General features: G+C 54.5%; 32 protein-coding genes. 27 read left to right on the top strand and 5 right to left on the bottom strand.

Annotation, left to right across the window (positions count from 1 at the left end; genetic code table 11):
- Window positions 1-308 precede the first annotated feature (308 nt).
- From rpmC to rpmD, 11 genes are all read left to right on the top strand, one after another.
- On the top strand, window positions 309-515 hold the full coding sequence (gene rpmC, locus L1065_RS05965) for a 50S ribosomal protein L29 (protein WP_237094505.1): 207 nt from the start codon (window positions 309-311) through the stop codon (window positions 513-515).
- 4 nt (window positions 516-519) lie between these two features.
- Window positions 520-750, top strand: a complete 231-nt coding sequence (rpsQ, locus tag L1065_RS05960; RefSeq protein ID WP_237094504.1) for a 30S ribosomal protein S17 — start codon at window positions 520-522, stop codon at window positions 748-750.
- Between the two features lie 75 nt (window positions 751-825).
- The gene (gene rplN / locus L1065_RS05955) at window positions 826-1,194 is read left to right on the top strand and encodes a 50S ribosomal protein L14 (RefSeq protein WP_237094503.1); all 369 of its coding nucleotides are present in this window, start codon (window positions 826-828) and stop codon (window positions 1,192-1,194) included.
- A 1-nt stretch (window position 1,195) separates the two neighbouring features.
- Window positions 1,196-1,507 (top strand): 50S ribosomal protein L24, encoded by a 312-nt coding sequence (gene rplX / locus L1065_RS05950; protein WP_237094502.1) that lies wholly within the window; start codon window positions 1,196-1,198, stop codon window positions 1,505-1,507.
- Complete coding sequence (rplE, locus tag L1065_RS05945; RefSeq protein WP_237094501.1) at window positions 1,500-2,063, top strand: 50S ribosomal protein L5; 564 nt, start codon at window positions 1,500-1,502, stop codon at window positions 2,061-2,063. Before rplX ends, rplE begins: the two co-directional genes overlap by 8 nt.
- 21 nt (window positions 2,064-2,084) lie before the next feature.
- The gene (gene rpsN / locus L1065_RS05940; protein WP_237094500.1) at window positions 2,085-2,390 is read left to right on the top strand and encodes a 30S ribosomal protein S14; all 306 of its coding nucleotides are present in this window, start codon (window positions 2,085-2,087) and stop codon (window positions 2,388-2,390) included.
- A gap of 12 nt (window positions 2,391-2,402) precedes the next feature.
- Window positions 2,403-2,795 (top strand): 30S ribosomal protein S8, encoded by a 393-nt coding sequence (gene rpsH / locus L1065_RS05935; RefSeq protein WP_237094499.1) that lies wholly within the window; start codon window positions 2,403-2,405, stop codon window positions 2,793-2,795.
- A 10-nt stretch (window positions 2,796-2,805) separates the two neighbouring features.
- On the top strand, window positions 2,806-3,339 hold the full coding sequence (gene rplF / locus L1065_RS05930; protein ID WP_237094498.1) for a 50S ribosomal protein L6: 534 nt from the start codon (window positions 2,806-2,808) through the stop codon (window positions 3,337-3,339).
- Between the two features lie 12 nt (window positions 3,340-3,351).
- Complete coding sequence (rplR, locus tag L1065_RS05925) at window positions 3,352-3,711, top strand: 50S ribosomal protein L18 (protein ID WP_237094497.1); 360 nt, start codon at window positions 3,352-3,354, stop codon at window positions 3,709-3,711.
- A gap of 11 nt (window positions 3,712-3,722) precedes the next feature.
- On the top strand, window positions 3,723-4,289 hold the full coding sequence (rpsE, locus tag L1065_RS05920; protein WP_237094496.1) for a 30S ribosomal protein S5: 567 nt from the start codon (window positions 3,723-3,725) through the stop codon (window positions 4,287-4,289).
- 13 nt (window positions 4,290-4,302) lie between these two features.
- The gene (gene rpmD / locus L1065_RS05915; protein ID WP_237094495.1) at window positions 4,303-4,491 is read left to right on the top strand and encodes a 50S ribosomal protein L30; all 189 of its coding nucleotides are present in this window, start codon (window positions 4,303-4,305) and stop codon (window positions 4,489-4,491) included.
- A 78-nt stretch (window positions 4,492-4,569) separates the two neighbouring features.
- On the opposite strand, the gene L1065_RS05910 is transcribed toward rpmD, so the two are convergent.
- Complete coding sequence (locus L1065_RS05910) at window positions 4,570-5,190, bottom strand: hypothetical protein (protein ID WP_237094494.1); 621 nt, start codon at window positions 5,188-5,190, stop codon at window positions 4,570-4,572.
- 315 nt (window positions 5,191-5,505) lie between these two features.
- Between L1065_RS05910 and rplO the strand changes: the two genes are divergently transcribed.
- The 15 genes from rplO (at window position 5,506) to L1065_RS05835 (ending at window position 18,968) form a co-directional block, all read left to right on the top strand.
- Window positions 5,506-5,988, top strand: a complete 483-nt coding sequence (gene rplO, locus L1065_RS05905) for a 50S ribosomal protein L15 (RefSeq protein ID WP_237094493.1) — start codon at window positions 5,506-5,508, stop codon at window positions 5,986-5,988.
- A 106-nt stretch (window positions 5,989-6,094) separates the two neighbouring features.
- A complete protein-coding gene (gene secY / locus L1065_RS05900) occupies window positions 6,095-7,462 on the top strand; it encodes a preprotein translocase subunit SecY (RefSeq protein WP_237094492.1) in 1,368 nt (455 codons plus the stop codon).
- A gap of 94 nt (window positions 7,463-7,556) precedes the next feature.
- The gene (locus L1065_RS05895) at window positions 7,557-8,141 is read left to right on the top strand and encodes an adenylate kinase (RefSeq protein WP_237094491.1); all 585 of its coding nucleotides are present in this window, start codon (window positions 7,557-7,559) and stop codon (window positions 8,139-8,141) included.
- A 194-nt stretch (window positions 8,142-8,335) separates the two neighbouring features.
- On the top strand, window positions 8,336-8,704 hold the full coding sequence (gene rpsM / locus L1065_RS05890) for a 30S ribosomal protein S13 (protein ID WP_237094490.1): 369 nt from the start codon (window positions 8,336-8,338) through the stop codon (window positions 8,702-8,704).
- Window positions 8,705-8,718: 14 nt separating this feature from the next.
- Window positions 8,719-9,108: a 30S ribosomal protein S11 gene (gene rpsK, locus L1065_RS05885; protein WP_237094489.1), complete on the top strand. Its 390-nt coding sequence runs from the start codon at window positions 8,719-8,721 to the stop codon at window positions 9,106-9,108.
- A 115-nt stretch (window positions 9,109-9,223) separates the two neighbouring features.
- On the top strand, window positions 9,224-10,240 hold the full coding sequence (locus tag L1065_RS05880) for a DNA-directed RNA polymerase subunit alpha (protein ID WP_237094488.1): 1,017 nt from the start codon (window positions 9,224-9,226) through the stop codon (window positions 10,238-10,240).
- A 121-nt stretch (window positions 10,241-10,361) separates the two neighbouring features.
- Entirely contained in the window at window positions 10,362-10,781 is a 420-nt protein-coding gene (gene rplQ / locus L1065_RS05875) for a 50S ribosomal protein L17 (protein WP_237094487.1), read from the top strand.
- 81 nt (window positions 10,782-10,862) lie between these two features.
- The gene (locus tag L1065_RS05870; RefSeq protein ID WP_237094486.1) at window positions 10,863-12,170 is read left to right on the top strand and encodes a replication-associated recombination protein A; all 1,308 of its coding nucleotides are present in this window, start codon (window positions 10,863-10,865) and stop codon (window positions 12,168-12,170) included.
- A 31-nt stretch (window positions 12,171-12,201) separates the two neighbouring features.
- Window positions 12,202-12,576 (top strand): fluoride efflux transporter CrcB, encoded by a 375-nt coding sequence (gene crcB / locus L1065_RS05865; protein WP_237094563.1) that lies wholly within the window; start codon window positions 12,202-12,204, stop codon window positions 12,574-12,576.
- On the top strand, window positions 12,573-13,619 hold the full coding sequence (locus L1065_RS05860; RefSeq protein WP_237094485.1) for an RluA family pseudouridine synthase: 1,047 nt from the start codon (window positions 12,573-12,575) through the stop codon (window positions 13,617-13,619). The genes crcB and L1065_RS05860 overlap by 4 nt, the downstream gene beginning before the upstream one ends.
- Entirely contained in the window at window positions 13,619-14,338 is a 720-nt protein-coding gene (locus tag L1065_RS05855; RefSeq protein WP_237094484.1) for an ATP12 family chaperone protein, read from the top strand. The genes L1065_RS05860 and L1065_RS05855 overlap by 1 nt, the downstream gene beginning before the upstream one ends.
- 207 nt (window positions 14,339-14,545) lie before the next feature.
- A complete protein-coding gene (locus L1065_RS05850) occupies window positions 14,546-15,565 on the top strand; it encodes an amino acid ABC transporter substrate-binding protein (protein ID WP_237094483.1) in 1,020 nt (339 codons plus the stop codon).
- A 117-nt stretch (window positions 15,566-15,682) separates the two neighbouring features.
- On the top strand, window positions 15,683-16,894 hold the full coding sequence (locus L1065_RS05845) for an amino acid ABC transporter permease (RefSeq protein WP_237094482.1): 1,212 nt from the start codon (window positions 15,683-15,685) through the stop codon (window positions 16,892-16,894).
- A gap of 1 nt (window position 16,895) precedes the next feature.
- Window positions 16,896-18,188, top strand: a complete 1,293-nt coding sequence (locus L1065_RS05840; protein WP_237094481.1) for an amino acid ABC transporter permease — start codon at window positions 16,896-16,898, stop codon at window positions 18,186-18,188.
- 15 nt (window positions 18,189-18,203) lie between these two features.
- Entirely contained in the window at window positions 18,204-18,968 is a 765-nt protein-coding gene (locus L1065_RS05835; RefSeq protein WP_237094480.1) for an amino acid ABC transporter ATP-binding protein, read from the top strand.
- A gap of 3 nt (window positions 18,969-18,971) precedes the next feature.
- Here the strand turns inward: L1065_RS05835 and L1065_RS05830 are convergent, their stop codons facing one another.
- Genes L1065_RS05830 through argB form a run of 4 tightly spaced genes read right to left on the bottom strand, consistent with a single transcriptional unit; the run spans window position 18,972 to window position 21,805 of the window.
- Entirely contained in the window at window positions 18,972-19,463 is a 492-nt protein-coding gene (locus L1065_RS05830) for a histidine phosphatase family protein (protein ID WP_237094479.1), read from the bottom strand.
- The gene (locus tag L1065_RS05825) at window positions 19,460-20,098 is read right to left on the bottom strand and encodes a ferredoxin (RefSeq protein WP_237094478.1); all 639 of its coding nucleotides are present in this window, start codon (window positions 20,096-20,098) and stop codon (window positions 19,460-19,462) included. Before L1065_RS05825 ends, L1065_RS05830 begins: the two co-directional genes overlap by 4 nt.
- The gene (locus L1065_RS05820; RefSeq protein WP_237094477.1) at window positions 20,095-20,889 is read right to left on the bottom strand and encodes a sterol desaturase family protein; all 795 of its coding nucleotides are present in this window, start codon (window positions 20,887-20,889) and stop codon (window positions 20,095-20,097) included. The genes L1065_RS05825 and L1065_RS05820 overlap by 4 nt, the downstream gene beginning before the upstream one ends.
- Window positions 20,890-20,941: 52 nt before the next feature.
- On the bottom strand, window positions 20,942-21,805 hold the full coding sequence (gene argB / locus L1065_RS05815) for an acetylglutamate kinase (protein ID WP_237094476.1): 864 nt from the start codon (window positions 21,803-21,805) through the stop codon (window positions 20,942-20,944).
- A 118-nt stretch (window positions 21,806-21,923) separates the two neighbouring features.
- Here argB and L1065_RS05810 point away from each other — a divergent pair, with 118 nt between their 5' ends.
- The gene (locus L1065_RS05810) at window positions 21,924-22,658 is read left to right on the top strand and encodes an SDR family NAD(P)-dependent oxidoreductase (protein ID WP_237094475.1); all 735 of its coding nucleotides are present in this window, start codon (window positions 21,924-21,926) and stop codon (window positions 22,656-22,658) included.
- Window position 22,659 lies beyond the last annotated feature (1 nt).

The following is a 22,659-nucleotide window of genomic DNA, read 5'->3' as shown; positions in this document are numbered from 1 at the left end:
TCGCAACAAGCGATATTGAACCAGTGCGCGGCAGATGCTTTTGTGTGCAAAAGCGTCGAGAGCGGCACCCGTTTAACCCCGATTAGGCCAAACCGTAAATCAACCCCTAATCCAGCGCGCGCCATACGGGGAGCCATACGTCTGGCCATACGGCCAGCCATGTCTTAACTACAGCTTTATTCTTTAAGAAAACATAGGGGGGTTGCGTGAAAAGCAGAACCCTCCTATACGGCGCACTTCGAACCCACTCCACCAGAATCAGGGTGACCTGACGGGGCCCTCTGGTGATGTTGAAAAGGAGACGTCCGATGGACGCCAAAGAACTGCGTGAAAAGACGCCGGATCAGCTGCGTGAAGAGCTGGCCAACCTGAAAAAAGAAGGCTTCAACCTGCGCTTCCAGCAGGCCACTGGCCAACTTGAAAACACTGCACGTATGCGCGCGGTCAAACGTGACGCAGCCCGTGTGAAAACAATTCTGAACGAAAAAGCAGCAGCCGCTGCGTCGGAGGCTTAATCCTATGCCCAAACGCATCCTCCAAGGGACCGTCACAAGCAACCAAAACGAACAGACTGTCACAGTCTCTGTTGAACGTCGCTTCACACACCCCGTTCTGAAAAAGACCATCCGTAAGTCCAAAAAATACCGGGCCCACGATGATAAGAACGCTTTCAACGTAGGTGATAAAGTTCGCATCATCGAATGCGCACCTAAGTCGAAAACGAAACGTTGGGAGGTGTTGGCTGACTAAGCCAACGCCTTTTGGCATTAATCGAAACCCTGGGGATAAGGCACGCATCGCCCCCCAAAGGTCGGGAGAAACCAAATGATCCAGATGCAAACCAACCTGGATGTTGCTGACAACAGCGGCGCTCGCCGTGTTCAGTGCATCAAGGTCCTGGGTGGGTCCAAGCGGAAATACGCGTCGGTGGGTGACATCATCGTAGTATCCGTGAAGGAAGCCATTCCACGTGGCCGTGTTAAGAAGGGTGATGTCCGCAAGGCCGTCGTCGTTCGCACAGCAAAAGAAGTTCGTCGCGAAGATGGCACAGCCATCCGCTTTGACCGCAATGCAGCAGTTATCCTGAACAACAACGGCGAGCCAATTGGCACACGTATCTTCGGGCCAGTTGTTCGCGAATTGCGCGCCAAGAACTTCATGAAAATCATCTCGCTCGCGCCGGAGGTGCTGTAAGATGGCTGCTAAGTTGAAAAAAGGTGACAAGGTCATCGTTCTGGCTGGCAAGGACAAAGGCAAGTCTGGCACGATCCAGTCGGTCGACCCCAAAGCCGGTAAAGCCATCGTGGAAGGCGTGAACATCGCGATCCGCCACACACGTCAATCGCAGACAAGCCAGGGTGGCCGCATCCCGCAAGCGATGCCCATCGAATTGTCGAACCTTGCGTTTGAAGACAAGAACGGCAAACCAACCCGCGTTGGTTTCAAAATGGACGGCGACAAGAAAGTCCGCTTTGCCAAAACAACGGGAGACGTGATCGATGCTTGATACGAGCAACTACACACCCCGCCTGAAAGCTCTTTACAAAGACAGCATCCGCGCTGCTTTGAAAGAAGAATTCAGCTACAAGAACGACATGCAGATCCCGCGTCTGGACAAAATCGTCCTGAACATCGGCGCAGGCGCTGAAAGCGTGAAAGACAGCAAAAAGGTGAAGGCAGCTCAGGAAGATCTGACAGCCATCGCCGGTCAAAAAGCTGTTGTCACCAAGGCCAAGAAATCCATCGCTGGCTTCCGCGTCCGCGAAGAGATGCCACTTGGTACCAAAGTGACACTGCGCGGCGACCGCATGTATGAATTCCTTGATCGTTTCGTCACGATTGCAATGCCCCGTATCCGCGACTTCCGCGGTATCTCGGGCAAATCTTTCGACGGTCGTGGCAACTACGCCATGGGCATGAAAGAGCACATCGTGTTCCCCGAAATCGACTTCGACAAAGTTGACGAAGTTTGGGGGATGGACATCATCATCTGCACCACCGCGCCAACGGATGCGGAAGCAAAGGCACTGTTGAAAGCCTTCAACATGCCCTTCAATTCGTGATCGCGCGGAGAGGATAAAGATATGGCTAAAAAATCTATGGTAGAGCGCGAGAAAAAGCGTCAGCGTCTGGTGGAAAAATATGCCGCCAAACGTGCTGCTTTGAAAGAAATCGCGCGCGACGAAAGCAAACCAATGGAAGAGCGCTTCAAGGCGCAATTGCAACTGGCAAAACTGCCACGCAACTCTTCCGCAACACGTCTTCACAACCGTTGCCAGCTGACCGGTCGTCCTCATGCTTACTATCGTAAGCTGAAGATCAGCCGGATCGCGCTTCGGGACCTCGGCTCGCAAGGCCAGATCCCAGGCATGGTTAAGTCGAGCTGGTAAGGGAGCGATATTATGAACGATCCTATCGGTGATATGTTGACCCGCATCCGCAATGGTCAGATGCGCGGCAAATCGACGGTTGAAACCCCTGCATCCAAGCTGCGCGCTTGGGTTCTGGATGTGCTGGCCGACGAAGGCTACATCCGCGGGTACGAAAGCAGCACTGGCAAAGATGGCCACCCTGCTTTTGAGATCAGCCTGAAATACTACGAAGGCACACCAGTCATTCGCGAGTTGAAGCGGGTCTCCAAACCCGGTCGCCGCGTTTACATGGGTGTCAATGATGTTCCAACAGTCCGTCAGGGCCTTGGTGTATCGATTGTCAGCACGTCGCACGGCGTGATGTCGGATGCAAACGCTCGCGCCAAAAATGTTGGTGGCGAAGTGCTCTGCACAATCTTCTAAGGGGAAGCAGATGTCTCGTATTGGTAAAAGACCAGTTGCTCTGCCTTCCGGTGTTGAAGCAAAGATTGACGGCCAGACCGTTGAAGTGAAAGGCCCCAAGGGTGTCCGTTCCTTCACCGCGACCGACGATGTGACTTTGGCCGTTGAAGATGGCGCAGTGTCCGTCACACCACGTGGTAAATCCAAGCGCGCACGCCAGCAGTGGGGCATGTCCCGCACGATGGTTGCAAACTTGGTCACAGGTGTAACTGACGGCTTCAAGAAAGAGCTGGAAATCAACGGTGTTGGGTATCGTGCCACCATGGAAGGCAAAAACCTCAAACTCGCTCTGGGCCTGTCCCACGATGTTGTGTTTGAAGTGCCTGATGGGGTTACGGTCACAGCACCCAAGAACACCCAGTTGATTGTGGAAGGTATCGACGAACAGCAGGTTGGTCAGGTCGCGGCAAACATCCGCGCGTGGCGTAAACCTGAGCCTTACAAAGGTAAGGGCATCAAATACGTCGATGAATATATCTTCCGCAAAGAAGGTAAGAAGAAGTAAGGAACCGCAGATATGGCTAATACAAAGAGAACTCTGTTCCTTAAGCGTCGCCTGCGCGTTCGGAACAAACTTCGCAAAGTGAACGCAGGGCGCCCTCGGCTGTCCGTGCATCGCTCCAACAAAAACATCAGCGTGCAACTGATTGATGATGTGAACGGCGTAACTGTCGCTTCGGCTTCCTCGATGGAGAAAGCCTTGGGCGTGGTTGGCAAGAACAACATCGAAGCGGCCACCAAAGTCGGTGCCGCCATCGCAGAACGCGCGAAGAAAGCTGGCTTCGAAGAAGCATACTTCGATCGTGGCGGCTTCCTTTTTCATGGTAAAGTGAAGGCCTTGGCCGACGCTGCCCGTGAAAATGGTCTGAAGATCTAAGGAGACGGATTATGGCAGAACGTGAAAACCGTCGGGGCAAAGGTCGCGATCGCGATGAAACCCCCGAATTCGCCGACCGTCTGGTGGCGATCAACCGTGTATCGAAAACCGTAAAAGGTGGTAAGCGCTTCGGCTTTGCTGCTTTGGTGGTAGTCGGTGACCAAAAGGGCCGTGTTGGCTTTGGCAAGGGTAAAGCGAAAGAGGTCCCAGAGGCCATTCGCAAAGCCACTGAGCAAGCCAAACGCCAGATGATCCGCGTGCCGCTGCGCGAAGGTCGCACATTGCATCACGATATGGCTGGCCGTCACGGCGCAGGCAAAGTGGTGATGCGTACGGCACCAACGGGTACGGGCATCATCGCTGGTGGTCCAATGCGTGCGGTATTTGAAATGTTGGGTGTTCAAGACGTCGTCGCTAAGTCGATCGGCTCGCAAAACCCCTACAACATGATCCGCGCGACATTGAACGGCCTTACCAAGGAAAGCAGCCCCCGTCAGGTGGCACAGCGCCGTGGTAAGAAAGTGGCTGATATCCTTCCAAAAACCGACGCTCCGGCACCTGCCGAAGCCGATGCGTAAGGAGATCTGACCAATGGCTAAAACAATTGTTGTAAAGCAGATTGGCTCGCCAATCCGCCGCCCCGCCAAACAGCGCCAAACGCTGATCGGTCTGGGCCTGAACAAGATGCACAAGACCCGTGAGCTTGAAGACACCCCTTCCGTGCGCGGTATGGTGAATTCAATCTCGCACATGGTCGAGATCATCGAAGAAAAAGGCTAACTGCCTGTCAGGTAAGGTGGATCATGATCCACCTTACGGTTGAAATTCAAAACGCCCTGCCAGTTGGTGGGGCGTTTTTCATTCGGCTGCGTAGACGGTCGTGATCTTGCGCGCACTGCTCAAGTGCATCGCCAAAAGAATACCGCTGTTGAGTGCCAAAAGATAAAGCGGATAGGCGAGCAAAATCCAATCAAGTGCTCCCACTGAAACGATCGCAAAAAGAGATGCCACCAAAGACATGCTCCACGTGGCTTTCGTTTCGCTTTTTGGCGCAGCATAGGCTTTTCGGATTGTAATCAGCCCGCCCAACGAGCTGACGGTGATTGAGATCAGCAATGCATAAACTGCGCTATCGGTTACAAACCAAAGCGCAATCCCTGTCGCAGCTGCAATTAGAACGCCAACATCTTGCAAAGTGAGGTAGGTTCCATAGCCTTTCTTAACGGAAAGGACAAAAACCGCGAGCGTTCCAGCCCATTGCGCCCCTGCAAACCCAAGCGACACTTCTGCCCCTTCCTGGATTTGGGAAGCTAATGAAATCGACGCCAAAACGGTCCAGATCAGCCATGACGCTTTGTGAGGACGTGTGCAGTTGTAAAGTGTGTTCTTAATATAAGGGACAAACGCACAAACGCTAAGCCCCGCGGCGATCAGGCCGCAAAAAAGAGTTGGGTCAAAACCCATTAAACCGTCATTCATCGAACTATCCTTTGGTTGGGGAAAACCCCCCAAAAAAAATGCGGCCAAAAACACTGGCCATTCTTCAAAAAAACTGTCCGCTCAAAATACGTCTGGACGCGCTTACGTTTGCAGAAACACACAAATTGGAAAAGTATGGGAAACCTGACCCGCGGCAGCCACCCTTTGGCAGTTGATCGCCCCAAGGCACTTGCCCCATCCCCCACCGTCGTCTATACGCCGCCAGTGGCCGGCCTTTGGCCGCGTAGAATCAAACCTGTAATGCCGTGTTCGCCCAATTCGCTTCGGGGGCGCTTCCGGCAAAGGAGAAGCGATATGAAACTCAATGAATTGCACGACAACCCAGGTGCCACCAAAAAGCGCAAGCGCATTGGTCGCGGTCCAGGGTCTGGCATGGGTAAAACCGGTGGCCGCGGTATCAAAGGTCAAAAGTCACGCTCGGGTGTGGCGATCAAAGGGTATGAAGGCGGCCAGATGCCCCTCTACCAACGTCTTCCTAAGCGCGGCTTCAACAAGCCGAACCGCAAGGAATTCGCGGTTATCAACCTGATGATCATCCAGAAGTATATCGACGCAGGCAAATTGGACGCAGGTTCGATCACCGAAGACAGCCTTGTGGCGTCGGGTGCTGTGCGCCGCAAATTGGATGGTGTCCGCATCCTTGCCAAAGGCGAGATCACAAGCAAAATCACCGCTGAAGTCACTGGCGCATCCGCAGGCGCGATTGCAGCCGTTGAGAAAGCAGGCGGTAAATTGACCGTGACAGCACCAGCAAAGTCCAAGGCGGACGCTGAATAAGAGGTTGTGAGGGCGCCTTGGCGCCCCTACATTCCCTATAGTTTTCCAAGCGCCGCCAATCGGGAAGACCGATCTGGCGGCGCACGCATAAAAGAGACCAGATCACATGGCATCAGCAGCAGAACAAATGGCATCGAACATGAGTTGGGGTGCGCTTGGCAAAGCGACCGAGCTGCGCCAACGGATTTTCTTCACCATCGGTCTGCTGATCGTTTACCGCATCGGGACATATATCCCTGTTCCCGGGATTGATGCAGACAGCCTGCGCACGTTTATGGATCAAGCGGCCAGCGGCATCGCAGGCGTTTTGGGGATGTTTACGGGTGGCGCGCTAAGCCGCATGGGCATCTTCGCGCTTGGCATCATGCCCTATATCTCGGCATCGATCATTGTGCAGCTTCTGACTGCTATGGTGCCGCATTTTGAGCAGCTGAAGAAAGAAGGTGAGCAAGGACGAAAAAAGATCAACCAATACACCCGTTACGGCACTGTGGTGCTGGCGACGTTCCAAGCCTACGGTCTTGCTGTATCGCTGGAAGCGGGGGATTTGGTAACAGATCCAGGTTGGTTCTTCCGCGCAAGCTGCGTCATCACTTTGGTCGGCGGCACGATGTTCCTGATGTGGCTTGGTGAGCAGATCACCGCACGTGGCATCGGCAACGGTATTTCGCTGATCATCTTCGTGGGCATTATCGCAGAGCTTCCATTGGCCTTTGCGCAGTTCTTTAGCCAAGGTCGGTCGGGCGCGCTGACACCTGCCGTGATCGTCGGTGTGCTGTTTATGATAACGGCGACCCTGACCTTTGTGGTCTTTATGGAACGGGCGCTTCGAAAGATCACCATCCAGTATCCGCGTCGACAGGTGGGGATGAAGGTCTATGATGGCGGCTCCAGCCACCTGCCTGTTAAGGTTAACCCCGCGGGCGTTATTCCCGCAATCTTTGCGTCGTCACTGTTGTTGCTGCCAACCACATTGGCCACGTTCAGCGGCAATCAGACCAGCCCGATCATGTCGACTGTTCTTGCCTACTTTGGCCCCGGTCAGCCGCTCTATCTGATCTTCTTTGCGGCGATGATTATCTTCTTTACGTTCTTTTACACTTTCAACGTGGCGTTCAAGACCGAGGACGTGGCGGACAATCTGAAAAACCAAAATGGCTTTGTCCCCGGTATTCGCCCCGGCAAGAAAACGGCTGAGTATCTGGACTACGTCGTGACGCGGCTGTTGGTTCTGGGGGCGGGGTATCTGGCATTGGTGTGTTTGTTGCCAGAGATGATCCGATCCAACCTGCAGATCACCGCCTATTTCGGTGGCACATCGATCCTGATTATCGTGAGCGTCGGGATGGACACAGTCCAACAAATCCAGTCCCATTTGCTGGCGCACCAATACGAAGGGCTGATCGAAAAATCGCAGCTCAGTGGCAAAGGCGGTAAGGGCAAACGCAAACGCCGCAGTCCGGTTCGCAAATAACAAAAAAGATAAACGCTCCTGCGACCAAAAGGGCAGGGGCGTTTTTGTGTCCGATTCAATAGGACCGATGCCATATCTGGGAGGACTTCGCATCATGACCAACATCATTCTTCTTGGGCCTCCGGGTGCCGGCAAAGGAACACAGGCCCAAAGGCTTGTTGATGAACGCGACATGATCCAGTTGTCGACAGGTGACATGCTGCGCGAGGCCAAGACCTCTGGCACAGAAATGGGAAAGAAAGTCGCCGCGATCATGGATGCGGGTGAACTTGTGACCGATGAAATCGTAATTGGTCTGATCTCGGAAAAGCTGGATGGCGCGCAGGGTGGTGGTTTCATCTTTGATGGGTTCCCACGCACGCTTCCGCAGGCCGATGCCTTGGGTCAGCTACTGGCGTCGAAGGGACTGACGCTGGATTACGTGATTGAGTTGAAAGTGAACGACGAGGTGCTTGTAGACCGTATCGTTGGTCGCGCGGCCGAAGCTGTCGCCGCTGGCGGAACAGCACGTGCCGATGACAATGCCGAAAGCCTCAAGGTTCGCCTGATGGAATACTATAAAAAGACCTCGCCGCTGATCGGGTATTACTACGCCAAAGGCGCGCTTTCCTCGGTTGATGGACTTGGCGCAATTGAGGACGTCGCAGCGGATATTTCTGCGGTTATGGGCAAAGCCTGAAACCCCTCTTGACGCTTGCCTTAAATCCACCTAGCTAACGCCATCTCTGCCCAACACTGAGTCGGGCCGAGTCGCTGTGCGTTTGCATAGTATCACCTCGAATATGACATAAGACGCCCCTCTATTGGTTCTGTCTGATGTTGTGAAAAAAGGGTCTGGAACTACGGACCCGCAACGTAAAAGGAAGACAAACATTGGCACGTATTGCCGGCGTTAACATCCCGACGAACAAGCGCGTCGTGATCGCCCTTACCTACGTTACCGGCATCGGTAACACATCCGCTCAAGAAATCTGTGAAGCCAACAACATCGAAGCCGCACGTCGCGTCAACGAGTTGTCGGACGCCGAAGTTCTGGCCCTGCGTGAATACGTTGACGCCAACTACACCGTTGAAGGTGACCTGCGTCGTGAGCGTCAGATGAACATCAAGCGCCTGATGGACCTTGGTTGCTACCGTGGCCTGCGCCACCGTCGTAACCTGCCCGTCCGCGGTCAGCGCACCCACACAAATGCTCGCACTCGCAAAGGCCCTGCGAAGGCCATTGCTGGTAAGAAGAAATAAGGGGGGTCTGATCAATGGCACGTGATAAGACACGCACTAAGAAAAAAGAGCGCAAGAATATTGCAGCGGGCGTTGCCCACGTAAATTCCTCGTTCAACAACACAAAAATCCTGATCTCGGACGTTCAAGGCAATGCAATTGCATGGTCGTCGGCAGGCACCATGGGCTTTAAAGGGTCGCGTAAATCGACACCTTACGCGGCTCAGATGGCTGCAGAAGATGCTGGCAAAAAAGCACAAGAACACGGCGTGAAAACGCTTGAGGTTGAAGTGCAGGGACCAGGGTCGGGGCGTGAAAGCGCATTGCGCGCATTGGCTGCTGTTGGTTTCAACATCACATCGATCCGTGACGTGACACCAATGGCGCACAACGGCTGCCGCCCACCAAAGCGCCGCCGCGTTTAACAAATCGTTTTCTCGGTGGGGCCGTTCGTTTGGGCGGCCCTGCCTTTCGTCATTTTAATCCTCGAGAGCGCGCTCTTTTTCGGAACATGGAGAGCACGCAAGAATGGAGGGACGCATGATCCATAAAAATTGGCAAGAGCTGATCAAACCCACACAGCTGGACGTAAAGCCCGGCAACGATCCGTCGCGTCAGGCGACTGTTGTTGCGGAACCGCTTGAGCGTGGTTTCGGCCTGACACTTGGCAACGCGCTGCGCCGCGTTCTGATGTCGTCGTTGCAAGGTGCTGCAATCACAGCCGTTCAGATTGATAACGTGCTGCATGAGTTTTCGAGTGTGGCTGGTGTGCGTGAAGACGTCACTGACATCATTCTGAACCTCAAAGGCGTTGCGATCCGCATGGACGTCGAAGGGCCCAAGCGCGTTTCGATCCAGGCCAAAGGCCCCGGTGTTGTCAAAGCTGGCGACATTTCGGAAAGCGCCGGCATCGAAGTTCTGAACAAAGACCACATCATCTGTCACCTCGACGATGGTGCTGATGTGTTCATGGAATTGACCGTGAACACTGGCAAAGGCTACGTGTCTGCTGACAAGAACAAGCCAGAAGATGCACCTATCGGCATGATGGCGATTGATGCGATCTACTCGCCTGTCAAGAAAGTCAGCTATGACGTCCAGCCGACCCGCGAAGGTCAGGTTCTGGATTATGACAAGCTGACCTTGAAGCTGGAAACAGACGGTTCGATCACACCAGACGACGCGGTCGCTTTTGCAGCCCGTATTCTGCAGGATCAACTGTCGATCTTCGTGAACTTCGATGAGCCTGAAAGCGCATCGGCGGCACAAGAAGATGACGGTCTTGAGTTCAACCCGCTGCTTCTCAAGAAAGTGGACGAGTTGGAATTGTCGGTTCGTTCGGCAAACTGCCTGAAGAACGACAACATCGTCTACATCGGTGATCTGATCCAGAAAACCGAAGCAGAAATGCTGCGCACGCCAAACTTTGGCCGCAAGTCTTTGAACGAGATCAAAGAAGTGTTGTCGGGCATGGGGCTGCACCTCGGCATGGACGTCGAGGACTGGCCACCAGACAACATCGAAGATCTGGCCAAGAAGTTCGAAGATAACTTCTAAATCAAACAGGTAAGGTGGATCATGATCCACCTTACTTTAACCCCCTGGGCAATCCCGCCCCAATTTGAAGGGCTGACACGCATCAGACCCTCGCTACAAAGCATAATTAGGAGATACGAAAATGCGTCACGCTAAAGGTTACCGCCGCCTCAATCGCACACACGAGCACCGCAAGGCGCTGTTCGCGAACATGGCAGGCTCGCTCATCGAACATGAGCAAATCAAAACAACATTGCCAAAGGCCAAAGAATTGCGCCGCACCATCGAAAAGCTGGTGACACTTGGCAAAAAAGGCGATCTGCACAGCCGCCGTTTGGCGGCCAGCCGTCTCAAGCAAGACCAATACGTCGCAAAACTCTTTGACGTTCTGGGTCCACGCTACAAAGACCGCCAAGGTGGGTATGTGCGCGTGCTGAAGGCAGGCTTCCGTTACGGTGACATGGCGCCAATGGCGATCATCGAATTCGTTGATCGTGACCGCGACGCCAAAGGTGCGGCAGACCGTGCACGTCTCGAAGCAGAAGAAGCTGCTGCTGAATAAGCAAGGCGTCTTGTCGAATTTGAAAACCCCGTCTGTTGCAGGCGGGGTTTTCGCGTCTCAAGGGGCAGGGTAGGGTGTGGCATGGCTGATCTTTTTGATACATCTGACAGCGCTGTGGATACTGCGCCGCGCCCCTTGGCAGATCGCTTGCGGCCACAAAAGTTGTCTGATGTGATCGGTCAGGACCAGGTCCTGGGCCCCGATGCGCCGCTTTCAACTATGTTGGCCTCTGGCAGCTTATCGTCGATCATTTTCTGGGGGCCGCCCGGTGTTGGAAAAACGACAATCGCGCGCCTTCTTGCTGATGAAACCGATCTGCATTTTGTTCAGATCAGTGCGATTTTTACCGGTGTGCCTGACCTGCGCAAGGTGTTTGAGGCCGCAAAGCTGCGTCGTCAAAACGGCAAAGGCACGTTGCTGTTTGTTGATGAAATCCACCGTTTCAACAAAGCACAGCAAGACGGGTTCCTGCCGCATATGGAAGACGGGACCATTTTGTTGGTGGGGGCAGCCACGGAAAACCCGTCTTTCGAGTTGAATGCAGCGGTTATGAGCCGCGCGCAAGTTTTGGTGCTGGAGCGCCTGTCGCTGGCCGATCTGGAATTGCTGACACAACGCGCAGAAGCCGAACTTGGCAAACAGCTGCCCCTGACCGCCGAAGCGCGTGAAGCGATGCTGGAAATGGCGGATGGTGATGGGCGCGCAGCCCTGAACCTGATTGAGCAGGTGGCCGCTTGGCAAACCGAAACCAAGCTGACGCCAGAGCAACTTGGCAAACGCTTGATGCGCCGTGCGGCCCAATACGACAAGTCGGGTGATGCGCATTATAATTTGATAAGCGCCTTGCATAAATCTGTGCGCGGGTCTGATCCCGATGCGGCGCTGTATTGGTTTGCGCGTATGCTCGAAGGGGGCGAGGACCCCCGCTTTTTGGCCCGTCGCCTGACGCGTATGGCTGTGGAAGATATAGGGTTGGCAGACCCTCAGGCACAGGCCGTTTGCTTGCAGTCATGGGACACGTTTGAACGCCTTGGCAGTCCCGAAGGTGAATTGGCGCTGGCACAGGCGGTGATCTACATTGCCTTGGCCCCTAAATCGAACGCGAATTACGTGGCATATAAAGCGGCCCGCAAAAGCGCCAAACAAACAGGGTCCAATCTACCACCCAAACACATCCTGAATGCGCCAACGTCTTTGATGAAAGATCAGGGATATGGGGATGGTTACGCCTACGACCATGATGCGCCAGACGGCTTTTCAGGCCAGAATTATTTTCCCGATGAGATGAAACGTCCGGTCTTTTACCAGCCTGTCGAACGTGGGTTTGAACGCGAACTCAAAAAGCGCGTGGATTATTTTGTAAAGCTGCGGACCAAGCGTGACAGTTGACAACGACAGGCAACAGCCGCATGACGCAGCGATGTTTCAAACGACTCTTCTTGTTGCGCTTGGCGGCGCGATTGGCGCAGCCCTCCGCTTTGTCATATCGGCACAGCTTGTGCGGGCGGGTGATGCCTTTCCGGTCGCAATTCTGGCGGTGAATGTCATTGGATCGTTTCTTATGGGCCTGTTTGTCGTGTGGTCGTTTCATAAGGGATTTGAGCATATCAATCCCTTTGTGATGACAGGGATCTTAGGGGGGTTCACCACCTTTTCGGCCTTTTCGCTGGAAGCGTTCACACTGTTTGAACGCGGCCAGACAGGCGCAGCAATCACCTATGTTGGCGCCTCGGTTATTCTGTCGATTGCGGGTCTTGCAGGTGGGGTATTTTTAGCACGAGGGCTTTGGGCATGAGTGGCGTTCAGAAGATTACAGTTGGACCGGATGAGGGTGATCAGCGTGTGGATCGCTGGCTGCGCAAGCGCTTCCCGTATCTTGCACAGGGGCGCATTGAGAAGATGTGTCGCAAGGGTGAGTTGCGTGTGGATGGTGGCCGCGTGAAATCATCAAGCCGCGTGATGAGCGGCCAAGAGGTGCGTATCCCGCCGCTTCCCGATAGCGACAGCCAGCCTGTCGTCAACGTGCCCAAACCGAAGGTCAGTGCAGATGATGAGAAGCTGATCCAGTCCTGCGTGATCTACCGCGATGATCATATCATCGCTTTGAACAAACCTGCGGGCCTTGCCACCCAAGGTGGTAGTAAACAGACACGTCACGTGGACGGGCTTTCAGAAGCGCTCAAATTCGGTTTTCTTGAAAAGCCCCGTTTGATCCACCGACTGGACAAAGACACTTCTGGCATATTGCTATTGGCACGCAGCCGTGATGCCGCGCAGGCCTTCACAAGCGCTTTTAGAAGCCGGGAAACCCGCAAGATTTATTGGGCGATTGTCGCGGGCGTGCCTTATCCTTCGATGGGTTCGATCAAATACGGTTTGAAAAAGGCTGGTGGTCACGGGCGCAGCGGTGAAGGTGAGAAGATGATCTGTCTGCACCCCGATGACGTGCAGCATGATACAGATGCCAAACGCGCGCATACTGATTATGCGGTTTTAACCCGTTTGGGTGGCCGTGCCGCGTGGTGTGCTTTGGTCCCGATTACAGGGCGCACCCACCAGTTGCGGGCGCATATGGCAGAGTTGGGCCACCCCATTGTGGGCGATGGCAAATACGGCGGCAGCGGGCAGGAAAACCTAGGCGATGGGTGGGGCGCGCAGCTTGGTGGTGAGATCAGCAAAAAGCTGCACTTGCACGCACGCTCGCTGACCTTGACCCATCCGATGACCGGCGCACGTCTGAACCTGACCGCACCGTTGCCAGATCATATGGCCCGCACATGGGATACATTTGGTTGGGATGCCCGCGATGTCCCTGCCGACCCTTTTGAGGATCAGTGATGAGTGAATGGGCACAAAAACGGTTCTGGACGGAAACCCAAGTTGTAAAAGCCGATGGTGGCTACAGCGTAGCGCTGGACGGTCGTGCGATTAAGACGCCATGGAAGTCGGCCCTTGTCATGCCGTCCAAAGACTTGGCAACAGCGGTTGCGCAGGAGTGGGATGCGCAAGACGGGGTTATTGACCCTCTGACAATGCCCGCGACGCGCTATGCGAATTCGGCCATCGATAAAGTGGCAAGCCAGCACAAAGACGTCGCCGATATGCTTTGTGCATATGGTGAAACTGACTTGCTGTGCTACCGTGCTGAACAGCCCACTGGCCTTATTGCACGCCAGAAAGATGCTTGGGACCCGTTGCTCGACTGGGCGCATTCCACCTTTGGGGCGCGGTTGGCGACGGGGCAGGGCGTTATGTATGTCGCTCAAGAGGCTGAAGCGTTGACGCGACTTGCGCACCCCGTGCATAAAATGACGGCGTTTGAGTTGGCAGCGTTTCATGACCTTGTCACGCTATCGGGCTCGCTTGTGATTGGATTGGCCGCGTCGCACCAACATAGACCGATTGAGGATCTGTGGCACATTTCGAGAATCGATGAAGATTGGCAAATAGAACAATGGGGCGCAGATGAAGAAGCGGCCGAATTTGCGGAAACAAAGCGAATTGCCTTTGAGAATGCGCATCGGTTCTACCATTGGGTGAAAAAAACAGACGCTTAGCCTAAATCCTGTGCATGCCCCTAGGTAAACTTTGGTTTTCCTTTGCAAATTTGATCTGCCCTGCGACCGATTGCCCTTGACGTTCCCCACGGATTTTGGCCACCTTACCCCACTGCGGGGGGAACTCACCTTCCCAGACATTTACCAAGCTCTAAATTGACTTGGACTAAGCTGCCTTTCGGGGCGGAAAATCAGGAAGAGGTAAAAATGAAAAAAACCGTATTTCTTGGCGCGCTGACAATTGCGGGTCTGGCTGCTGGCGCTGCCGCAGCTGCAACCCTTGACGATGTCAAAGCACGCGGCAAGCTGAACTGCGGCGTAACCACCGGTCTGGTCGGTTTCGCAGCACCAAACGCAAATGGCGAATGGGAAGGCTTTGACGTTGCGGTTTGCCGCGCTGTTGCAGCTGCCACACTTGGTGACCCAACAGCCGTAGAATTCGTTCCAACAACAGGCAAGACACGCTTCACAGCACTTGCTTCGGGCGAAATCGACATGCTGGCACGTAACACCACGTGGACATTCTCGCGCGACAACGATCTGAAGTTCGAATTTGTTGGCGTGAACTACTACGACGGCCAAGGCTTCATGGTTCCAAAAGAACTGGGCGTTTCGTCGGCAAAAGAGCTGGATGGCGCAACAGTCTGCATCCAGACGGGTACAACAACCGAGCTGAACCTGGCGGACTTCTTCCGCAGCAACAACATCAGCTACGAGCCTGTGCCAATCGAAACCAACGCCGAAGCACAACAGCAGTATCTTGCTGGCGCATGTGACGTCTACACAACAGACGCCTCGGGCCTTGCTGCGACACGTGCAACATTCGAAGATCCATCGGCACACGCGTTGCTGCCAGAGATCATTTCGAAAGAGCCACTTGGTCCACTGGTCCGTCATGGCGACAACGAGTGGGGCGACATCGTGCGCTGGACTCTGAACGCTATGATCACGGCTGAAGAGTTGGGTGTCACATCGGCAAACGTTGCTGACATGGCTGCAAACGGCACAGACAACCCAGAAATCAACCGTCTGCTCGGTACCGAAGGTACACTGGGCGAGATGATTGGTCTGGAAGCTGACTGGGCGAAAAACGCAATCATGGCTGTCGGTAACTACGGCGAAGTCTTTGAAGGCAACATTGGTGAAAGCACACCAATCGGTCTGGCGCGCGGCCTGAACGCGCAGTGGACTGAAGGCGGCCTCATGTACTCGCCACCTTTCCGCTAAACACTTCGGAAAAGGGCGCAGGTTCTCTGCGCCCTTTTTCTTTTTGCTTATTCACCTGATTTAGAGAGCCGCAAATGGCTCCGATATGAATATCAGGGCAAGCGCAGGGAACATCTTATGACCACAATGACTGATCCTCCGCGGCAGTCGTTCCGGCTTTCCATGCTGTTGAACGATACGCGCTATCGATCCTATACTTTTCAATTCATCGCGTTGGTTGTGCTCGCGGGTATTGTCGCAGTTCTGGCCAATAATCTTGTCGTAAACCTTGCCGCGGCTGGTTTGAATATCAGCTACGAGTTCCTGGCAAACCCCGCAGGATACGACATCAACCAAACGCTTATTCCGTATACCAGTCAGTCGTCGAACCTTCAGGCGGCTTGGGTTGGTATCCTCAATACGCTTTTGGTCGCTTTCCTCGGGTGCTTGTTTGCCACCATTTTGGGGGTGATTGCAGGGGTTTTGCGCCTGTCAAAGAACTGGCTGGTCGCGAAACTGATGTCGCTTTACGTCGAAGCCTTTCGCAACGTGCCGGTCCTGATCTGGATCCTGATCATCAATACGATCGTGGTGACCATGCCAAGTCCGCGAGCCTATCGCGGTGATGCCGCGACCCACGAGATGCTGTTTGGTGTGATTGCCTATACGAACCGTGGTGTCTATATCCCCGCGCCGACCTTCGGGCCGGGAAGCATGATTGTGGTTGCGACGTTCATCGCGTCGATTATCGGTATTTTTGCCTATCGTCGTTATGCCAAAAACCTGCTGTTTAACACAGGCAAGCTGCTTCCCACCCTTTGGCCATCGATTGCGCTTTTCTTCGTCCCGACCCTATTGATGTATTTTATCATGGGTATGCCAATCGGCGCAGATATCCCTGCACTCACCGGCTTTAACTTCCAAGGTGGTATCCAAATCCAACGCCCCTTGATTGCGCTTTGGCTGGCACTGTCGATCTATACTGGTGCCTTCATCGCCGAAAACGTGCGCGCCGGTATTCTGGCGATCAATAAGGGCCAGACCGAAGCTGCCGCCTCGCTTGGGTTGCGTCCCGGTCGGATTATGAACCTTGTGGTGCTACCACAAGCGTTGCGCGTGATCATTCCGCCGCTGATTTCGAACTATCTCAACATCACCAAGAACTCGTCGCTGGCCATTGCTGTTGGGTATGCTGACATCACGGCGACACTTGGTGGCATCACCCTTAATCAAACAGGCCGCGCGATCGAGTGTGTGCTGTTGCTGATGCTGTTTTACCTGATCATCTCGCTGCTGATTTCGTTCTTTATGAACATCTATAACCGCAGCGTTAGCCTGAAGGAGCGTTAAGATGTCTGACACACATTCAGAATCCATCGCCTTCGTGCGCGATACGGAAATCCCACCTGCTCCGCCGCCCATGGCCGAAGCAGGTGCCGTAAAGTGGTTGCGCGAAAACCTTTTCGCGGGGGTCTTCAATTCAATCCTGACCGTTTTGGCATTCATTGCGTTGTTCTACCTTATGTCGGGCTTTCTGCCTTGGTTGTTCGGCGGCGCTTGGAACACGGCCAATATCCGTGAATGTCGTGAAGTGATCCAAGGATCGGGCGGCTGCTTTTCGGTCCTAACAGACCGTTGGAACCAACTGCTGTTTGGCATCGCCTATCCGTCAGAGGCCTATTGGCGTCCGACGCTGGCCTTTGTCATGCTGTTCGTCGCCATCGCGCCGGTGTTGTTTAACAATCTGCCGCGTCAGATGCTGATCTTCACGGGACTTTATCCGTTTATCGCGTTCTGGCTTATCTGGGGCGGCACGATCCTTATTCCGCTGGTTGCACTTGCTGGTTTTGTTGTTGGGTATTTCATCTTCAGCGCCCTGACCAAGCAAAGCTTCGCAATGGCCCTTGGCGGCGCCGTTGTTGGTGCACTTGTGACGTGGTGGCTTGGCGGGTTTGTGTCGCAGGCCATGGCGGATGTTCTTGCGTTAGAGCAGGTTCCATCGCGCAACATGGGCGGCTTTATGTTGAACATGATCCTCGGTGTGGTCTGCGTTTCGCTTTCGCTGCCGATCGGGATTGTATTGGCGCTTGGGCGTCAGTCCTCGATGCCGATCATCAAATGGATCTGTGTGGTGTTCATCGAGTTCGTGCGCGGCGTGCCGCTGATCACGTTGCTCTTCGTGGCAAACGTGGTTTTGGCCTACTTCCTGCCGCCTGGCACAAACTTTGACCTGATCTTGCGGGTGATTATCATGATCACGCTTTTTGCATCGGCCTATATCGCCGAGGTGATCCGTGGCGGTCTGGCCGCACTTCCGCGCGGGCAATACGAGGCGGCCGATAGTCTGGGTCTGGACTATGCCCAAGCGATGCAGCTGATCATTTTGCCGCAAGCGTTGAAAATCTCGATCCCTGGTATCGTGAACGTGGCCGTTGGCCTGTTCAAAGATACGACGCTGGTGTCGATCATTTCGATGTTCGATCTGGTTGGTATGATCCGCGGTCCGATCTTGTCGTCCACCGATTGGAACGGCGTCTACTGGGAGCTTTGGGGCTTTGCAGCCCTGCTGTTCTTCGTGGTCTGCTACGCAATCTCGCAATACTCACAATGGCTGGAGCGCAAGCTTCAAACCGGCCACCGTTAAGAAAGGGCACTGACAATGGCTCAACAACAAATGCAAGTGTCGGACGAAGTCGCAATTTCGATCCAGAACATGAACAAATGGTACGGCTCGTTTCACGTGCTGCGTGATATTGACCTGACCGTAAATCGCGGCGAACGGATCGTGATTTGCGGGCCTTCGGGTTCGGGAAAATCAACGCTGATCCGCTGTATCAATGCGCTGGAAGAACATCAGCAAGGCTCGATCACGGTGGATGGCACATTGCTGTCCTCGGACCTCAAGAACATTGATACGATCCGCTCTGAGGTCGGCATGTGCTTTCAGCACTTCAACCTGTTCCCGCATCTCACAATCCTTGAAAACTGCACCTTGGCCCCGATCTGGGTGCGCAAGACACCCAAAAAGGAAGCCGAAGCAACTGCGATGCACTTCCTTGAAAAGGTGAAAATCCCCGATCAGGCAAACAAATATCCAGGTCAGCTTTCGGGCGGTCAGCAGCAGCGTGTTGCTATTGCAAGATCGCTTTGCATGAAGCCACGGATCATGTTGTTCGATGAACCGACCTCAGCACTTGACCCCGAGATGATCGCAGAGGTTTTGGACACAATGATCGAACTTGCCGAAGAAGGTATGACGATGCTGTGTGTGACCCACGAGATGGGCTTTGCGCGCAAGGTTGCAAACCGCGTGATCTTTATGGACGCGGGCCAGATCGTCGAACAGAACGAGCCTGAGGCCTTCTTCGACAATCCGCAATCGGACCGAACCAAATTGTTCCTGAGCCAGATCCTCGGGCACTAAGTCCTAGCGGGCAAGCAATTCACGGGGGATCGCGAAATCAATCGCGGTCCCCTTTTTCGTGCCAAGCGCAGACCAGTCATCAACATCAAAATCAATGACAGTGGTTGCACCCGTGGGGTAGTCCCCAAATCGGCTATGTGCGGGGGCCGTTTTTACGGCCTGCCATGCGAAATGGCCGATGCCGGGGTTGTGTCCCGCCATCAAGACCACCTCGCCTTGTGCACCTGCCAGCGTCATTGACAGTGTTTGGGCATCAGCAAGATAAAGCTCGGGATACAGATCGATCTGCGGGGATAGGCCAAGTGCGTGGCATGTCTCATACGTTCTGGTCGACGAACTGCACATGATCTCGTCAGGCAGGTGGCTGTGAATGCGCAACCAATCCCCAAGGGCGCGCGCAGATTTACGGCCCCGTCCATTCAGGGGCCGCTCTATATCAGGCAGGTTGTGCGCCCAATCCGACTTGCAATGACGCATCAAAATCAACCGCTTCATCCGACAAACGCTTTCATATGAAACGCGGATTGCGCCATGGATCGATCAAACTTCTGGCTAACGGGACAGGCGCGGCGCACCTTGCATCCCGCGCTTAGACAGTCGTCTGTGCCGGTGATGTAGCTTTTGCAATTTGGGACATCATAGCCATCTGCAGAAAGCGCGCCGATGGGACAAGCCGACAAACAAGGTTGATCACAGCTGTCGCACGGGCGGCTGTTTGTTTGTCCGATCTCTAGCCGATCTCTGAGCCCCAATGCCCCGCGATAGGACACAAACAGCCCGCTTGTATCGTGCACCAACAGGCCAACGGGGCTTTGCCATGTGCGCCCCGTCCGTTGTGCCCATGCGATAAACGGCTGGAAGGGCGGTCCACCAAAAGGAAAATAAGCCTTGCCCCCAAGATCACAGGCCAATGTGCCGATGACACGGCGCGACCAGCGGTCCATCGGATCGGCTATGCCATCACGGTATTCATCGCTTTGTTTGAAAACTGCCCAAAAACCCGTTGTAGGGCCGATCATCACAAGGGTCTGTATGTCAGATGGAAGGGTATCACCGCGCGCGGGGTGGAACGCCCCGAGCGCTGCCATCCCAAAGGATCCCAACCTGTCATCAATGCTGGCGAGAGTCATTTGCGCATGAAGGGCAAAGCCAAGGACCATCCAAGGCGGGACGGGCGGTCATCTTGCCATTCCAGTCCGATATCCATGTTATCATGGCCATCTTTGGGTTGCGCGACATATGTGCCAAACATGCGGTCCCAAATCGACAGCGCAAAGCCGTAATTGCTATCGTGTTCTGCGCGGTCCACGGAATGGTGAACGCGGTGCATATCAGGGGTGACCAGAACACGGCGCACGATTGCATCTAACCACAGCGGCAGCTTGATATTGGCGTGGTTGAACATCGCTGTCCCGTTCAGGATGATTTCGAACGCGATCATGGCGATGGCCGCAGGCCCAAGCAAATACACCAGCCCGATCTTCAGGATCATGGACAGGGCAATCTCTACAGGGTGAAACCGGATCGCGGTTGTCACGTCGATATCGACATCCGCGTGATGGACACGGTGGATACGCCATAAGAACGGCACTTTATGTGTGATTAAATGCTGCGCCCAAATCGCTAGATCGAATATCAAGATGACCACGATCAGCTCAAGCGCGAAGGGCAACTCAAAGATATTGAACAGCCCCCACCCAAGGCGTTCCGCGTCTATGGCGGCGCCCACCGCCAACAAGGGCAGGATAACCGATAGCAGCCGAAGGGTGATGGTATCGAGCACAACAACAGCCCAATTCGTCATCCAGCGTTTGCTTTGTGATTGCCGCCGCGCACGGCGGGGCATTAACGCTTCAAGCGCTGCAAACAAAAGGAACAGTCCTGCAAAAAAAGCAAGGCGGATAAGGGCTTCGTTTTCCATGCTCTAGATGTGGGGCAAAACCCACGGTCAGGCAAGGCACAGAGCTGTGAAGTCATCGACGAATGATAGAGCCTGCGCCGTGATCGGTGAAAAGCTCAAGCAAACAGGCATTTGGCGCGCGCCCATCCAAAATGACCACAGCCCGCACACCACCATCAATAGCATCGAGGGCTGTTTCTGTTTTCGGAATCATGCCGCCAGCAATGACGCCCGATGCCGTCAGTTCGCGAATTTGATCGGCCCGCAGGTCCGTGACAACTTCACCAGTGGCATCTTTCACGCCTGCGACGTCCGTCAAAAGCAACAAGCGATCCGCCTTAAGCGCAGCCGCGATTGCACCCGCAGCCGTATCGCCATTGATGTTGAATGTTTCGCCGTTTTCGCCCGCACCCAAAGGCGCGATAACGGGAATAGTGTCTGAGGCGGCAAGCGTATGGAGAACCGTCGGATCAATGTGATCTGGCGTTCCCACAAACCCAAGGGCGGGATCGGTCTGTGTGCAGGTGATAAGACCTGCGTCCTTGCCAGACAGGCCAACAGCCTTGCCGCCCTGTGCGTTGATCGCTTGCACGATTTTTTTGTTCACAAGCCCTGACAACACCATTTCAACAACGCGCACGGTCTCAGCATCGGTGACGCGTTTGCCGTTCACGAATTCGGACTGCACGCCAAGACGATCTAGCATCTCGTTGATCATGGGGCCGCCGCCGTGGACGATTACGGGGTTCACCCCCACTTGGCGCAGCAAAACAACGTCACGCGCAAAGCTTTCCATGGCCTCATCTGTGCTCATGGCGTGGCCGCCGAATTTGATGACGACAATCGCATCATCGTAGCGTTGCAGATAGGGCAACGCTTGGCTGAGGGTGCGGGCGGTGGCGATCCAATCGCTTTTCATGGCAGTTTGCTTTTTCATTGTGACGGTTCCTCTTGGGGCGCTGGCTTACGCTGATCTGTCAGGACTGCCAAGGGGCGCGTTGCGTTGGCGTTTGTGCGTGATACGGTAAGTCCAACAGCGCAAAGGGTGAATGGCGATGACAAAGCGGCAAAAAACAATGGTGTTGACTGGGGCAAGCCGTGGTATCGGACACGCAACTGTCCAGCGGTTTAATGCTGCAGGCTGGCGGGTCATTACCTGTTCACGCCATCCGTTTCCTGCCGAATGTCCGTGGGGTGGGGGAGAGGAAAACCACATTCAGATTGATCTGGCCGATCCCAAGGCGACCATTGCTGCCATTGAGGTGATCCGCGAAAGACTGGGCGGCCAGTTGGAAGCCTTGGTGAACAACGCGGGTATTTCGCCCAAAGGCCCCGACGGTGAGCGCCTGAACACCCTGGACACCGATTTACGCACGTGGGGTCACGTTTTCCATGTAAACTTCTTTGCCTCTATCGTATTGGCCCGCGGCCTGAAGGAGGAATTGGCGGCGTCCAAAGGGTCCGTCGTCAATGTCACATCGATTGCCGGAACGCGTGTGCACCCGTTCGCGGGGGCGGCCTATGCGACATCAAAAGCCGCGCTTGGCGCTTTGACCCGCGAGATGGCGCACGATTTCGGCCCGCTTGGTGTGCGCGTCAATGCCATCGCGCCGGGTGAAGTGGAAACCTCGATCCTGTCACCGGGCACCGAGAAAATCGTCGAGACCTTGCCGTTACGCCGTTTGGGGCAACCAGAGGAGGTCGCGGATGTTATCCATTTTCTTTGTACGGATGCATCAAGCTATGTCACGGGCACCGAGATCGAAGTGAACGCAGGCCAACACGTTTAAC

The organism is Nereida sp. MMG025, from assembly GCF_021654165.1.
Classification (GTDB): Bacteria; Pseudomonadota; Alphaproteobacteria; order Rhodobacterales; family Rhodobacteraceae; genus Nereida.
Note: the sequence above shows the minus strand (reverse complement) of the source record. Positions and strands in the feature narration are given on the sequence as shown.